We start from the raw sequence: 15,033 nt of genomic DNA on the forward strand, positions 1-15,033 counted from the left end.
CGCCAGTAGCTCCGCACCAGCTTGGAGTAATCGAACAAAGAGCAAAAAAGCCCCTCAGCGTAAAAACTACAGGCTTGGGGGGCTTTTTTGCTAGGTATTATTAGATTAAGGCTACGTGTTACTCCTTCACTGCCTGCACGGCGTCGGCGCCGGCTTGGGCTACCGTATGGTCGTTCTCCACCGTGTCGCCGGACACGCCGATAGCGCCGATTACCGCGCCTTGGCTGTTACGAATCGGGATGCCGCCGGGGAAGGTGATGAGGCCACCATTGGAGTGCTCAATGTTGTAAAGTGAGCCACCGGGCTGCGAAATCTTGCCGATCTCGCCGGTGTTCATGTCGAAGAAACGGGCCGTTTTGGCTTTCTTAATAGAGATATCGAGCGAGCCGAGCCAGGCGTCGTCCATGCGCAGAAATGTCACGAGGTTGGCGCCGCTGTCCACGATGGCAATGTTCATTTTTACGTTGTGCTGCACGGCTGCCTCGTGGGCGGCGGTGAGGGCTTGTTGGGCTTGCTTGAGGGTAATGCTCATGGGAGAGGTGTTGAGGTTAGATTAGTTTGACTAGTCTAACAACAGTATTTCCGGGCATTTGTCATACCCAATGAACTAGAATGAGATGATGCGGGTATGAAATGAGAGAATACTAGGGGTAGATTCTGGCTGCCTGCCAGTGGGATTAGCACGGGGCAAGAAATTCTTAAAAAAGAACGTCATGCAGAGCGGAGCGAAGCATCTCGCGTACTGATGTCTGATTACTACTCCTGCTAAACACGCGAGATGCTTCGCTCTGCTCTGCATGACTGTCTTAATACAACGCCTGATTGCCATCCATAGCACTCAGATAGCTTTTCCGCCCCTTGTTGCCTACCTTTGTAGTTGTAAAACCCTCGCCAGTGAAGCATATCCGCAATTTCTGCATCATCGCCCATATCGACCACGGTAAAAGCACCCTGGCCGACCGCTTGCTTGAATTCACCAGCACGGTGTCGAAGCGCGATATGCAAGCTCAGCTACTCGATAACATGGACCTAGAGCGGGAGCGAGGCATCACCATCAAGAGCCACGCCATCCAGATGCAGTACCCCTACAAAGGGGAAGTGTACACGCTCAACCTGATTGATACTCCCGGCCACGTCGATTTTAGCTACGAAGTAAGCCGTTCCATTGCCGCCTGCGAAGGGGCCCTGCTTATCGTCGATTCCTCCCAAGGAATTGAGGCCCAAACGATTTCCAATCTGTATTTGGCCATCGGGGCCGACCTGGAAATCATTCCGGTGCTTAATAAGATCGACTTGCCGCACTCCATGCCCGAGGAGGTAAGCGACGAAATCGTGGACCTCATTGGCTGCGACCGGGAAGATATTATTCCGGCTTCCGGCAAATCCGGTATCGGTATTGAAGCCATTCTGAACGCCATATGCGAGCGGATTCCGGCGCCCAAAGGCGATCCTGAAGCCCCGCTTCAAGCCCTGATTTTTGATTCGGTGTTTAATTCTTACCGGGGCATTGAAGTACTGTTTCGCATCAAGAACGGCACCATGCGCAAGGGCGACAAGCTCCGTTTCATGGCCACTGGTAAGGAATACGGTGCCGACGAAATTGGTATTCTGGGCCTCAACCAGGAGCCGCGCCAGGAAATGGGCGCCGGCAACGTTGGCTACCTTATTTCAGGCATCAAAGAAGCCCGCGAAGTAAAAGTAGGCGATACCATCACCCACGTCGCCCGGCCTACACAGGAAGCCATCCACGGCTTTGCCGACGTGAAGCCTATGGTATTTGCTGGTATCTACCCCGTGGATACCACGGAGTACGAAGAGCTGCGCTCGTGCATGGAAAAGCTCCAGCTCAACGACGCTTCCCTGGTATGGGAGCCCGAAACCTCGGCGGCCCTGGGCTTTGGCTTTCGCTGTGGCTTCTTGGGCATGCTGCACATGGAAATCGTGCAGGAGCGCCTGGAGCGCGAGTTCAACATGACCGTGATTACCACTGTTCCCAGCGTGCAGTTTCACGCCACGGGCACCAAAGATCAATTGCTCACCATCAACGCGCCCTCCGAAATGCCGGAGCCAAACCTGATCAAGCACATTGAGGAGCCCTATATCAAAGCCCAAATTATCACGGCGGCTGACTATGTGGGGGCCATTATCACCCTGTGCATGGAAAAGCGCGGCATCATCAAGGGCCAGAGCTACCTGACTTCTGAGCGCGTAGAGATGAACTTTGAGCTGCCCCTGTCAGAAATCGTGTTTGACTTCTTCGACAAGCTCAAAACCATCAGCCGTGGTTATGCATCCCTTGACTATGAGCTGATTGGCTTCCGCGAGTCGGATATGGTAAAGCTCGACATCATGCTCAACGGTGAGAAAGTTGACGCACTTTCGGCCATTGTGCACCGCTCCAAGAGCTATGAGTGGGGTAAGCGCATCTGCGAGAAGCTCCGCGAGTTGCTCCCGCGCCAGATGTTCGATATTGCTATTCAAGCCAGTATTGGCCAGAAGATTATTGCACGCGAAACGGTAAAAGCTTTGCGCAAAAACGTGATTGCCAAGTGCTACGGCGGCGATATTAGCCGGAAGCGCAAACTGCTTGAAAAGCAGAAGGAAGGCAAGAAGCGGATGCGCTCAGTGGGCTCCGTGGAAATTCCACAGGAAGCCTTCCTAGCAGTGCTAAAACTCGACTGATTAAAGATTGAAACGCGCCTCATGGGGCGCGTTTTTTATGCTTGCTTACCTCATTTTTCACCCATACACTTCCTGACAAGCCGTTGTATGAAACCTTCAAACCAATGGCTAACAAACTCACCGAGAACTGTACCACCGAAGTACAGCTAGACAAGATTATCAAAGGACAAGAGCGCAAGTTCCGGTGGCGCGACGATTGGCCCACGATGGAGAAAGAGTTGCAGGAGTCCGGCGCCGCTGCTATTGCGGCGCATAATGAGGCACGTAAGACAAGTACTACTTCTTCCGAATAATATCGCTGATACCCGCATGACCACTGCCCCCGAAGCTACGAGCTACAAACTCATCGACGGCAAGAAAATCGCCGAAGACATTAAAGTAGAGATTGCCGCCGAGGTTGAAAAGATAAAGGCAGTGGGGGGCAAAATTCCCCATCTGGCCGCGATTCTGGTCGGCCACGACGGCGGCTCTGAAACCTACGTGCGCAACAAGGTGCTGGCCTGCGAGCGAGTCGGCTTCGAGTCGACACTGCTGCGCTACGAGGACGACATCACGGAAGCGGAGTTGCTGGCGAAGGTGGAGGAACTCAACCAGGATGACCGCATTGACGGCTTCATCGTGCAGCTGCCGCTCCCGGCTCACATTTCGGCTGATAAGGTTATCGAGACCATCCGGCCGGAGAAGGATGTGGACGGATTTCACCCCATGAACATTGGGCGCATGGTGGCCGGTTTGCCAGCTTTGTTGCCGGCTACACCATCCGGTATTGTGGAGCTGCTGAGCCGCTATGGTATTGAAACCAGTGGGCAGCATTGCGTGGTTATTGGCCGCAGTAACATTGTTGGTACTCCGGTTAGTATTCTGCTTGCCAAGAACTTAGATACGGGTAACTGTACGGTTACTTTATGTCACTCACGTACTCGTAACCTGGCCGAGATTGTTCGCACCGCTGATATCGTGGTGGCTGCGATTGGCCGCCCCGAGTTCGTTACGGCCGACATGGTGCGGCCCGGTGCCATCGTTATTGATGTGGGCACTACCCGCGTAGCTGACCCTAGCAAGAAGTCGGGGTTTACGCTGAAGGGTGACGTGGATTTTGCTGGTGTAGCACCTAAGACCTCTTACATCACGCCCGTACCGGGTGGGGTAGGACCAATGACGATTGCGATGCTCTTACTCAATACATTACGTGCTGCCAAGGGAGAAATATACGCCCGGTAGAATCCCATTCTGTTGAAATAAAGCTTTTAAAGTCCGGGTGGTTACACTACTTTTAAAAGTGGCTACGCGGAACGGAAGACTAGCGCAATAGCGTTTAAACATCCGGGCTGTGGGCCTGGCTTACTTTTTATTTTACTATATTTTACTGTTTTGCTGCACACAATTCCCCTTATGGCCGGCTCGGCGTCGGTGGCATCTATGCATGCCGCACTGCCCTTGATGGAGCAGTTCTATACCATTCAGGGAGAAGGTTATAATACAGGTCGGGCTGCTTATTTTATTCGCTTGGGCGGCTGCGATGTAGGGTGCCACTGGTGCGATGTGAAGGAGTCGTGGGATGCGAGCAAGCATCCGCGAGTTGAGTTGGCTGATATGGTCGCGGCAGTGAAGCAGTATCCGGGCCGTAACGTGGTAGTGACGGGCGGCGAGCCACTAATGCACGACTTAACGCAGCTTACGGCTACGCTCAAAGAAGCCGGCTGCCAAACCTGGCTCGAAACATCGGGTGCGTATCCACTGACCGGCGATTGGGATTGGATTTGCGTTTCGCCCAAAAAATTCAAGGCTCCATTGTCTTCAGTGCTACAATTGGCTCATGAATTGAAGGTAGTTGTGTTCAACAAGAGTGATTTTGCATGGGCTGAAGAGCACGCCGCACAAGTAGGCGCGCACACTCGCCTGTACCTGCAACCTGAATGGAGCCGCGCCGCACAGATGACCCCACTTATTGTGGACTATGTAAAGCAAAACCCGCAGTGGCAGGTGTCTTTACAGACGCATAAGTACCTCGATATACCGTAGCTTTCAGCTTCTGCTTATGCGCCGTTCGCTACCTGTTTTCGTGCTATTGATGCTGTTAGTGGGGGCCATCATTCCTACCACCGTTGCAGTAGCGCAAGCCAAACTCTCTACCACGAATACGAAGGCCCGCCACTTGTTTGAAAAAGCGCAGGAGCAGGCCAAAGAGCGCGATTTCACGAAAGCCCTCGAAACGCTTTTGATTCTCAACGATAAGTTTCCATCCCAGGGCGAGCCATTTGTCTTGAAAGGCTCCCTGCTCAAGGCTATGGGGGAAAATCAGGCGGCCTTCGAAGCTTACCGAGCCGGCTTAGCAAAATTACCCCCCAGCCCCACGCGTTCCGCTGACTATTATACACTAGGGGAACTGGCTATGACCTTTGGTGATTACCAGACGGCCTCTACCAGTTATAAGACATACCTGAAATTGGCCCCCAAGAGCCAAAAAAACCTAGCTAGGGCCCAGCGTCAGCTTAACAACTGTGATTTTGCGATAAAGGCTATGGCCAATCCGGTAGGTATGACACCTGAGCGGTTGGGTGAGCCCTTGAATACCTATAGATTTCAATACTTTCCGGCGCTTACTGCCGATAATCGTTTCCTGCTTTATACCATTCGGCCTACTGCTGAGGAAACGAGCGACGAGAACCTGTTTATCGCTAAGCGTAATGATGATGGTTCGTTTGGGCAGCCAGTATCTATATCTCCGCTTATCAATACGCCTTATAACGAGGGAGCCAGCACTATCTCCGGCGACGGTAAAACGCTTGTATTCACCTCCTGCGACCGTCCTGGCTCCGTAGGCAGCTGCGATTTGTATATCTCGCGCCGCACCGGTAATAACTGGAGTAAGCCGCAGAACTTGGGTCGCAATGTGAACTCGCCTGAGTGGGACTCGCAACCCACTCTCTCGGCCGATGGGCGGACATTATACTATACCTCAACCCGCCGGGGTGGTAAAGGTCAAGAAGATATCTACGTGACTACGCTTCAGCCTGATGATACTTGGAGTCCAGCTCGTAACGTTGGAGAGCCTGTGAATACGCCCGGCAAGGATATGGCACCGTTCATTCACGCCAGCGGCACTACGCTGTATTATGTTACCGATGGCCTTGTTGGTATGGGGGGCTTAGATGTGTACCGCTGTGAGATGCAAGCCCCCGGCCATTGGAGCGAGCCCCGCAACTTGGGCTATCCATTGAACACCTTCGAGAATGAAGCCTCCCTTTTTATTACATCCGACAACCGCCGCGGATTCTGCTCCCGCTCCCGTGCCACCGAGCCGGGCGTAAAGCAGGAGCGCGACCGCCCGGTAGAGTTATTCGGGTTTGAGGTACCAGCCGAAGTACGGGCCCGTGAAACCAGCACTTACACGCAGGGCCGCGTATTCGATGCAACTACCAAAAAGCCTCTGCGGGCAGATGTGCAGCTGTATGACCTGCAAACCGATGAGTTGGTGCAGTATGTAACCTCCGATAGCGAATCGGGTGACTACACCGTGGTGCTCAACGAAGGGCGCCAATACGCAATGTATGCCGTGGCAGATAAGTATCTGATGAAGAGCTTGAGCTTTGACTATACCGACAAGCGACGCTTTGATCCGCTTACTCTTGATATTTATCTGGAGCCCGTAAAGGCCGGGCGTAGCATCGTGCTGAACAACCTGTTTTTCGATACCAATCAGTACGATCTTAAGCCCAAATCACGTACGGAGTTAAACCGCTTGATACAGTTTATGCGTCAGTACAAGGATATAGAAGTAGAGATTTCGGGATATACTGATGATGTAGGAGCTGATACTGACAACATGGTTTTGTCGCAAAACAGGGCGAAAGCTGTGTATAACTATTTAGTGGCAAACGAAGTTAAGGCTAGCCGACTACGCTTTAAAGGTTATGGCGAAACCAAGCCTCTTCAACCGAATGATTCCGATATCCATCGTCAACAAAACAGACGTATAGAGTTTAGGATACTCTAGTTTATCCAATAGAAATAGTTCAAAATAGGCCCTAACTTTTATAAAAGTTAGGGTTTTTTGTGTTGTAGTATTTCTTGCTGATAGAATAATTAAAAGCCTGTTAACGAACGAATTAACAGATTGCAGTAAAAGTATAACAATAGAATAGTGATAAAAATTATGTTTTTTTTTAAATATTTCCACATACATTTGAGTCGTGGCACTACAGTGATCAGCAACGAATTATAGCTGTGTCACCATGTAAAACCCGTTAAATATTAATTTTCCACTTTCACATCTTTTACCTACCATTATGAAAAAAGTATACTTTTTTGCTTGTTTAATCCTGTGCCTTCAGGGAGCTTCCACTAATACATCGGCAGCCGACGAATCGACAGCTATTCAGGCTCGGGCAACTACACTCACCCGCGCTATTGCCAATAAGGCACGGCTGGACGAGGGGCAATACTTAAAAGTGAAACAGCTCAACGTGAAGATGCTATCCGACATGGATGACTTGAAAGTTCGCTATGCGGCCGATCCGTTGAGCCTAGATCAGAAAATGGCTGAAGTGCAGATCGAATATGATGTAGCGCTTGCTCGAGTAATGCGCACCAACCAGTTCGCTATGTACCAACAGTCGCGCAGCAGCATGACGGCATTGATGAATGCCGCTAACTAATCTTGATTTAAGACTGTTTTTTAGTTTTAAAATAGCCCACTCAAAGTGGGCTATTTTACAGCTTTAGCTTTCATTTGAAGACAACAGGGCTTGCAAATGGACTTCTCTAGCTGCTCAGTAAAACGCTAGCTTTTCTGTGTTAAGCAACATTATATTTATATAAATGGTAATTAATTAATAAAATGTGTTGATTTTAATTTAAATCAGTTTATATTTAGGTGTTCTAATAGTTGTCAATCAAGAAGCACAAAGCAGCGTTTTGGCCGATGGCAGAATAGTAGTAATTAACCGTTCTCTTCTCACTCTCAAATCCCTCCTTTTATGAAAAGAATCTATACTCTGGTTTGTGTCATGATCAGCTTGGCTTCAGGGCTATCCTTTACTGCGCTCGCTGACAACGGCACATCACTCAATGCACGCGCTACTCAGCTTACTCGTCAGATGGCTCAGAAAGTGCGCCTCGATGAAGGTCAGTATGTGAAGGTCAAGCGTTTAAACTTGCAAATGCTTGCCGAAATGGAGGAAGCTAAGACTCGCTTGTCGTCTGATCCAGCTGCTCTTGACCAGTACTTGGCCGAAGTTCAATCGCACTACGAGTGGGACCTTGCCGCCATTCTGTGGCCTAAGCAAATGGTAGCGTACAACCAGTCTAAAACCACAATGACAGCGGTGAAGAACTAAAGCTGTTTCCCTATGAAGAGGAATGCATAAAAAAGCCTCCCAGATAAGTTCTGGGAGGCTTTTTTATGTGGCTAGTATGACTCGTAAGCAACTAGCGCTGATCAATGCCAACATAATCACGCTCCAACTCACCGGTGTAAATTTGGCGGGGACGACCAATAGGCTCCTTGTTTTCACGCATTTCTTTCCACTGGGCAATCCAGCCGGGTAGGCGGCCCATCGCGAAGAGCACCGTGAACATCTCCGTTGGAATACCGATAGCCCGGTAGATGATACCGGAATAGAAGTCAACGTTCGGATACAGCTTGCGCTCTACGAAATACTGATCGGTGAGCGCTGCTTGCTCCAACTCTTGGGCAATTTTGAGCAGCGGATCATCAATACCTAATGCCTTGAGCACGTCATCGGCGGCCTTCTTGATGATTTTGGCGCGGGGGTCGAAGTTCTTGTATACACGGTGGCCAAAGCCCATCAGGCGGAAAGAATCGTTCTTGTCCTTGGCTTTATCCACCCACTTCTGGGTGTTGCCGCCGTCCTGTTGAATGGCCTCCAGCATCTCCATCACCTCTTGGTTGGCTCCGCCGTGCAATGGGCCCCACAGAGCGTTCACACCGGCCGAAACGGAGCCATATAAGCTGGCATTAGCCGAACCCACCAGGCGCACCGTAGAGGTAGAGCAGTTTTGCTCGTGGTCGGCGTGCAGAATTAGTAGTTTATTCAGTGCACTTACGACCACAGGGTTGATTTCGTACTTTTCCGTAGGGAAAGCGAACATCATGTACAGGAAATTCGAGCAATAGTCGAGGTCGTTGCGGGGGTAGTTGAGCGGGTGACCTACCGAATTCTTATACGACCAAGCTGCAATCGTCGAGATTTTGGCAATCAGACGAATAATATTCAGGTTGGTCTCCTCGGGGCTTTGATTTGGATCGAGGCTTTTTGGGTAAAAAGCAGTAAGCGAACAAATCAGGCTAGATAGAATGCCCATAGGATGGGCCCCCGACGGGAATCCGTCGAATATCTTGCGCACATCTTCGTGCACCAGCGTGTGTGTCGTGATTTGGTGAGCAAACTTGTCCAGCTCCGTTTGGGTAGGTAAAGAGCCGTAGATCAGCAAATATGCTACTTCCAGGAAGTTCGACCGCTCAGCGAGCTGCTCAATAGGATAGCCGCGGTAGCGTAGGATGCCTTCTTCGCCATCGAGGAAGGTAATGGCGCTCTTGGTGGCGCCGGTGTTCTTGTAGCCTGAATCGAGGGTTACGTAACCCGTCTGATCACGCAGCTTGCCAATATCAAATGCTTTTTCGTTTTCGGTGCCTTCAATGACTGGTAAAGAAATGGATTTACCGTCGAGGATAAGTTCAGCAGACTCTGCCATAAGCGTGGGTTAGAGGGTGGTTGCGGGGCGAAACTAAAGAATAACTAGCAAGCCGGAAAGGATAATCGATGTTTGAACACTATACTACAACTCGGCGACTTATGTTGTTTAGGTTAAAACGAGCAATATGCCCCCCAAACACGGTTTTATTCGATTCAGGGCCTTGGAACTAAAAAGCACGTAAGTAGGCAGCTATTTACCGATACAGAATTGAGTGAAAATGCTTGTTAATAAATCATCTGAGGAGATTTCACCCGTAATCTCACCCAGCGCCGCCAGGGCCTGACGCAAATCAGCAGCCACCAATTCAGTGCCTGCACCTGTAGCTAAGCCTACCAGAACGGCGTCCAGAGCGGCGTTGGTTTTTTCTAGGCTATGAGCATGGCGCAAATTGGTGACAATGGTTGACGCACCTGTTTGGTCGAGGCCGGTGCCGCGGGCGCGGGCCAGCAAATCAGCGCGTAGCTCCTCAAGGCCTTCACCGCGGTTAGCCGCAATCAGGACGGTATTTGGCTGGTCGTTGAAAGCCTGTAGTTGCCCCTCAGAAGCTACGTCGCGTTTGTTGCCAACCGCCAGCAGTGGAATTTGCCCCCCAGGGTTCAGCGCTTCAATCTCTGCTTGAACTTCGCCAGGCGTACTGCTCGTTAAATCAAATAGATAAAGAAGCAGTGCTGCCTGGCGTACGCGCTGGCGAGTGCGCTCAACTCCGATAGATTCTACCTCATCCGTCGTCTCGCGCAGGCCGGCCGTATCCACGAATCGGAAGCGAATACCCTCGATGCTAACCTCATCTTCAATCAGGTCGCGGGTGGTGCCGGCTACCGCCGATACGATGGCTCGCTCCTCATTCAGTAAGGCGTTGAGCAAGGTAGATTTGCCTGCGTTAGGCCGTCCGGCAATGACGGTGATAACGCCATTTTTGATAACGTTGCCTAACTCAAATGAACGGAGCAGACGGCGGACTAATGCTTGTACTTCTTGTAGCAGTGCTACCAATCCAGTGCGGTCCGCAAACTCTACGTCTTCTTCACCAAAGTCCAGCTCTAACTCCAGTAAGGAAGCAAACTGAATTAGTCGGGCACGCAGGTCGCGCAGTTCCCGCGAAAAGCCCCCCCGCATCTGCTGCATGGCTACCTGATGCGACAAGGCCGAATCGGCGGCAATCAGATCTGCGACGGCCTCGGCTTGGGCTAGGTCGAAGGCACCGTGCAGGAAGGCACGCTTAGTGAACTCGCCGGCCTCGGCTAAGCGTGCGCCCCGTCGCGTGAAAGCAGTTAGCACCTGCTGCACAATATAGTCGGATCCGTGGCAGCTTATCTCTACTACGTCTTCACGGGTATAAGAATTTGGCCCCCGGAATAAGGATACCACTACCTCATCAAGGATGCGACCATCAGCCTCACGTAGGGTGCCGTAGTGCAAAGTGTGACTGGGCTGCTCAGCGAGATCTTTGCCGCGAAAGAAGCCATTAGTCAGAGAGAAGGCATCCGGTCCGGAAAGGCGAATGACTGCGATAGCCCCGGCGCCCGGCGGCGTAGATAAGGCGATGATGGTATCGGAAAGGACAGGAGGCAGCAACATAAATGGGAGTACTGGGGGGCAAATTTCAGCGCCGCTTTCCGCAGCCTAATGCCGGATAGCTCGAGCTGTGTCACTGGTGACTAGGGGCGTTTTTGCTAACACATGAGAGGCTGCGCGAAGTGCCAGATCTGGCTTAGTCAGCCACAAATAAATTGCAGCTGATCTCATTAGAGATCAGCGTAACCTTATTGCTGTTAATTCTGATTTCCAAAGAATTATCAAAGGCTACTTTATCCAGAACTTCAATCTTTGCGCCGAGGCTCAGTCCAGCTTTGTCGAGGTATTGAAGGAAGGGAACAGAGGTATTTTTGACAGCCATGACGGTTCCTTCCTCGCCAGGTTGCAGGTCTGAAACCAGCCGATGCTGCGGCCGAACAATGGCACCATCTTCGGCCGGGATGGGGTCACCGTGCGGATCAAGTTGGGGGAAGCCTAGAAACTCATCGAGGCGGCGGATGAGCAGCGGGGACTGCAGGTGTTCCATTTCCTCGGCTACGTCATGCACCTCGTCCCAATTGAAGCCCAGCTTATTTACAAGGAAAACTTCCCAAAGTCGGTGCTTACGAATGGTGAGCAAGGCCACGCGCCGGCCATCGTGGGTAAGCGACACACCACGGTAACGCTCGTAGTGCAACAATCCTTTTTCGCCGAGGCGGCGTAGCATATCAGTCACTGAGGCAGGGCGCGTTTGGAGCACTTCGGCAATGCGGTTGGTGCTCACCTCCACGCCGGGCTGTGCTTCCGACAGCTTATAAATTGCCTTCAGATAATTTTCCTCGGTGTGACTGGGCACTTTGTCGATTGAAGGATGAAACGTTTGGCTAGATATTAAATATGCAAACAGGAAGCGGAAAGTAACTATTTTCCGCTTCCTGTTTGTCGTAGCTCAGCTTACCAGCGAATCAGGGCGGAGGCCCAGGTGAAGCCACTCCCGAAAGCAGCTAAGCAAACCAGGTCGCCGCGTTTGATTTTGCCTTCACCTACGGCCTCGCTTAAAGCTATAGGCACAGAAGCGGCGGTAGTGTTGCCGTAGCGCTGAATATTGCTGTACACTTTATCGTCGGGTAACTGCATTTTCTGCTGCACAAACTGCGTGATGCGCAAGTTGGCTTGATGCGGAATCAGCATGTCGATGTCTTGGGGCTGGAAGCCATTCTGCGCCAACGCCTCGTTGATGACCTGGGGGAAACGGACCACGGCGTGCTTAAACACGTTGGTACCGTTCATGTAAGGGTACATCTCCTCTTGGTTTTCCATGGCTACCCGAACACGGTCTTCGCGGTTCGAGCCGGGCTCTTTCACAATAAGCTCCTCGGCAAATTCGCCCTGGGCGTGCAGGTGAGTGCTCAGAATACCGTGGCCTTCCCGCGTGCAGGGGCGCAGTACTACGGCACCGGCACCATCGCCAAAAATGACGGATACGGCCCGACCCCGAGTGCTTTTATCCAGACCGGAGGAGTGAATTTCGGAACCGACCACCAGCACGGTATCATACATGCCGGTGCGAATAAACTGGTCGCCTACTGAAAGAGCATAGATGAAGCCCGAGCACTGATTGCGTACGTCCAAAGCCGGAATATTGTCCTTGATGCCTAGTTCACGTTGCAGGAGGACGCCGGAGCCGGGGAAGATATAATCGGGAGAGAGGGTAGCAAAAATGATGAGCTGCACATCGTCGGGCTGGAGGCCGGCCTGCTCCAGAGCGCGACGAGAGGCCTGCGCGCCCATATTAGCAGTGGTGTCTTTGCCTTCCTCGAACCAACGACGCTCCTTGATGCCCGTCCGCTCCTGAATCCAGGCGTCGGTGGTTTCCATGAGTTGTTCGAGTTCAGCATTCATTACCACTCGGTCGGGTACGTAGTGGCCGACGCCGGCAATTTCGGTTTGGCGGAGGGTGCTCATAGGAAGGGGGATTTTGGGCGAGGAACGGAGAAAAAGGGGCCGAAGTTAAAAAAAATAGGTCCCCGTTCCATAAACGGGGCGCAAAGGTCAGCAGTTACCAAATAGAATCGATCACCTGATTTAGTTTTTGGGCTTCGGTATCCCAAAATACTTCCGTCGGAATGCCATTCGGATAAAACCTGTGACCGGCTACGGCATTAGCTACTGCGCGCACATTGGCGGTAGTAAGCCTATCAAACTCTAGTACAACGCCTGCCCCATGCTTACTCACTAACTCTTCCCAGAGCGGATTGGGCGGAATCAGAACCGGTAGCCCATGGGCCATATACTCAAATAGCTTTGTCGGGCGGCAGCGCCTCGTGCTGGCGTGGGGCCGGTAGGGAAGCAGCCCGATGTGGCTTTGGTGGATGGCATCCACAATTTGCTCATGGGGCACCAGCGTATCGCCACCAATCAATATGACCCCGTCGCCGCTGGACGCAATAGCTTCCTGGAAGCGACGCAGTAGATCCGGCTGCTGACAATACCCGATAATCGTCAGCCGGGTTTGGGGCCAGATGGTTTGCAGCTGGCGCGTCAGCTTCAGAGCTTCAAACACGCCGTTCAACTCGGAAATGGTACCTGAATATAGCAACTGTAGCTTCTGGCCGGGCTGGGGCAGAGGCTGGGGGGCAAATTGTGGCGTTTCGCCTTGGGGAGGCTGGTATTTGTTTTCGAGAATAACCGTGCGTTCGGATTGGCCAAAGGGCAGTTCATCAGCGTAGCTGCGCTCGGCCAGCACAACAGCAGACGCCTGCTGCGCCGCCCACGTTTCTATCTGCCGCACGAGGCCAGCCAGCGTATCACGAATCCAGGCTGGATACACGGCCTGCGTTTGGATATTGAGAGCGTAGTTCTCGCGCACATCATAGATAAAAAGCCCCCCAGGCGTCAGCTTTTGCCACAGTAACGTAAGCGGCAGTAGCTCTGGGGCATGCACGAAAACAAGGGCGGGGCGTAGGCGGCGCAGGAGCTGCCAGTAGCGCCATTGAGCTAGTAATCGTTGCCAGCTCAGGCGCGAACCAGCCAGCAATTCGTGGGTATAAAGATTGTGGGGGGCTTTTTTGGGAGTAGATGCCCGCCGGCCCGCTACGTGTACCACCACACCGGGGCGGGCAAGCAAGGTGCGGGCGAATTTGCCCAGCATTCGGGTATCATTCAGCGGCTTGAGCACAGAGGCCAGCAGCACTACGCGCCCACTTGAGGTTGACGCGGGCATTAGCGCAGCGCTTGGGCGACTTCGAGGGGTCGGTCGGTGGCCAGAATATCGGCGCCGTTCTGCACGAAAGTGCGGTACTGTTGGTCGCCGCGAGTCTCGGCCTGCTTATCGAGGTTGCCCAGAACGCCCAAAATGCAGGCAATTCCTTTGGTATGCAAAAACTGATACAGCGCCGGATCGGGCTCGGCAGTACCCACGAAGGCTATCATGTTCTGGTCGGGCACACCGGCCGCGCGTAGGCGCTCGTAGTCTTCCTGACCGCCAATGGACACCGAAATCATCAGTTGAGGATCCAGCCGATACACAGTAGCCGCATCGGGAGCATTGTAGGTAATAACGGCGGCATAGCTGGCCGCGTTGGTACGATGAATCATGTCTACCACTTTCGTAAAGGGCACTCCACGCTTCACATCCAGAGTAAACAAGCATTTGTCTTTGCCCCAACGCAAGGCTTGCTCCAGGGTAGGAATGCGGAAGTTGGTGGCAGTGCCAAAGTTGTCCTCCAGCCGATACTCCTGGCATTCAGCCCACGTTTTGTTGATAAGAGGGCCGGTGCCGGTGGTCGTGCGGTCTAGCGTTTTGTCGTGCAAAAGCATCAGCACACTATCGCGGGTCAGGTCGATGTCGCACTCAATAATCATGGGCGTCTGACCAACCAAATAAGCAAAGGACTCCAACGCATTTTCGGGGTAGCCAGGATAATTACCGCCACCCCGGTGGGCGCTCACGCGGGCTGGCAGGCCTGGGCGGTATCGGAATACCTGCGGCGTCTCGACTACGGATAAGCGGCCGGCGAAGGTATCGGCTTTGGGCTGGCAACCACTTAGTAAAGCACTAATACCGAAAAGGAACAGACTGATTTTTTTCATGATAACTATGGAGGCATTTCTATA

Annotated in this window: 14 protein-coding genes; 7 read left to right on the forward strand and 7 right to left on the reverse strand. The window is 52.3% G+C overall.

What is annotated here, in order from left to right:
* Positions 1–118 precede the first annotated feature (118 nt).
* Positions 119–532, reverse strand: coding sequence for a GlcG/HbpS family heme-binding protein (locus H8B13_RS14470; protein ID WP_187311502.1), 414 nt, complete (start codon positions 530–532; stop codon positions 119–121).
* 362 nt (positions 533–894) lie between these two features.
* On the opposite strand from H8B13_RS14470, the gene lepA reads away from it, so the two are divergent.
* The 7 genes from lepA (at position 895) to H8B13_RS14505 (ending at position 8,021) form a co-directional block, all read left to right on the forward strand.
* On the forward strand, positions 895–2,682 hold the full coding sequence (gene lepA, locus H8B13_RS14475) for a translation elongation factor 4 (RefSeq protein WP_187311595.1): 1,788 nt from the start codon (positions 895–897) through the stop codon (positions 2,680–2,682).
* Between the two features lie 104 nt (positions 2,683–2,786).
* Positions 2,787–2,975, forward strand: coding sequence for a hypothetical protein (locus tag H8B13_RS14480; protein WP_187311503.1), 189 nt, complete (start codon positions 2,787–2,789; stop codon positions 2,973–2,975).
* A 16-nt stretch (positions 2,976–2,991) separates the two neighbouring features.
* Positions 2,992–3,903: a bifunctional 5,10-methylenetetrahydrofolate dehydrogenase/5,10-methenyltetrahydrofolate cyclohydrolase gene (locus H8B13_RS14485; protein WP_187311504.1), complete on the forward strand. Its 912-nt coding sequence runs from the start codon at positions 2,992–2,994 to the stop codon at positions 3,901–3,903.
* 198 nt (positions 3,904–4,101) lie between these two features.
* The gene (locus H8B13_RS14490) at positions 4,102–4,704 is read left to right on the forward strand and encodes a 7-carboxy-7-deazaguanine synthase QueE (protein ID WP_261990402.1); all 603 of its coding nucleotides are present in this window, start codon (positions 4,102–4,104) and stop codon (positions 4,702–4,704) included.
* Positions 4,705–4,720: 16 nt separating this feature from the next.
* A complete protein-coding gene (locus H8B13_RS14495; protein WP_187311505.1) occupies positions 4,721–6,679 on the forward strand; it encodes an OmpA family protein in 1,959 nt (652 codons plus the stop codon).
* Between the two features lie 292 nt (positions 6,680–6,971).
* On the forward strand, positions 6,972–7,340 hold the full coding sequence (locus H8B13_RS14500; RefSeq protein ID WP_187311506.1) for a hypothetical protein: 369 nt from the start codon (positions 6,972–6,974) through the stop codon (positions 7,338–7,340).
* Between the two features lie 321 nt (positions 7,341–7,661).
* Positions 7,662–8,021: a hypothetical protein gene (locus H8B13_RS14505; protein ID WP_187311507.1), complete on the forward strand. Its 360-nt coding sequence runs from the start codon at positions 7,662–7,664 to the stop codon at positions 8,019–8,021.
* A 91-nt stretch (positions 8,022–8,112) separates the two neighbouring features.
* Here H8B13_RS14505 and H8B13_RS14510 read toward each other — a convergent pair whose 3' ends face one another.
* The 6 genes from H8B13_RS14510 to H8B13_RS14535 all read right to left on the reverse strand — a co-directional run bounded on the left by H8B13_RS14510 (position 8,113) and on the right by H8B13_RS14535 (position 15,009).
* The gene (locus tag H8B13_RS14510) at positions 8,113–9,399 is read right to left on the reverse strand and encodes a citrate synthase (protein WP_187311508.1); all 1,287 of its coding nucleotides are present in this window, start codon (positions 9,397–9,399) and stop codon (positions 8,113–8,115) included.
* Between the two features lie 192 nt (positions 9,400–9,591).
* On the reverse strand, positions 9,592–10,980 hold the full coding sequence (gene mnmE, locus H8B13_RS14515) for a tRNA uridine-5-carboxymethylaminomethyl(34) synthesis GTPase MnmE (protein ID WP_187311509.1): 1,389 nt from the start codon (positions 10,978–10,980) through the stop codon (positions 9,592–9,594).
* A 133-nt stretch (positions 10,981–11,113) separates the two neighbouring features.
* Positions 11,114–11,773 carry a metal-dependent transcriptional regulator gene (locus H8B13_RS14520; protein WP_187311510.1) on the reverse strand — a complete coding sequence of 220 codons (660 nt, stop codon included), beginning with the start codon at positions 11,771–11,773 and terminating at the stop codon, positions 11,114–11,116.
* Between the two features lie 98 nt (positions 11,774–11,871).
* Positions 11,872–12,882, reverse strand: coding sequence for a 3-oxoacyl-ACP synthase III family protein (locus tag H8B13_RS14525; RefSeq protein WP_187311511.1), 1,011 nt, complete (start codon positions 12,880–12,882; stop codon positions 11,872–11,874).
* Positions 12,883–12,976: 94 nt separating this feature from the next.
* Positions 12,977–14,140, reverse strand: a complete 1,164-nt coding sequence (locus tag H8B13_RS14530; RefSeq protein WP_187311512.1) for a glycosyltransferase — start codon at positions 14,138–14,140, stop codon at positions 12,977–12,979.
* A complete protein-coding gene (locus H8B13_RS14535) occupies positions 14,140–15,009 on the reverse strand; it encodes a glycerophosphodiester phosphodiesterase family protein (RefSeq protein WP_187311513.1) in 870 nt (289 codons plus the stop codon). The genes H8B13_RS14530 and H8B13_RS14535 overlap by 1 nt, the downstream gene beginning before the upstream one ends.
* Between the last annotated feature and the right edge of the window lie 24 nt (positions 15,010–15,033).

The organism is Hymenobacter sp. BT188 (assembly GCF_014333585.1).
Classification (GTDB): domain Bacteria; phylum Bacteroidota; class Bacteroidia; order Cytophagales; family Hymenobacteraceae; genus Hymenobacter.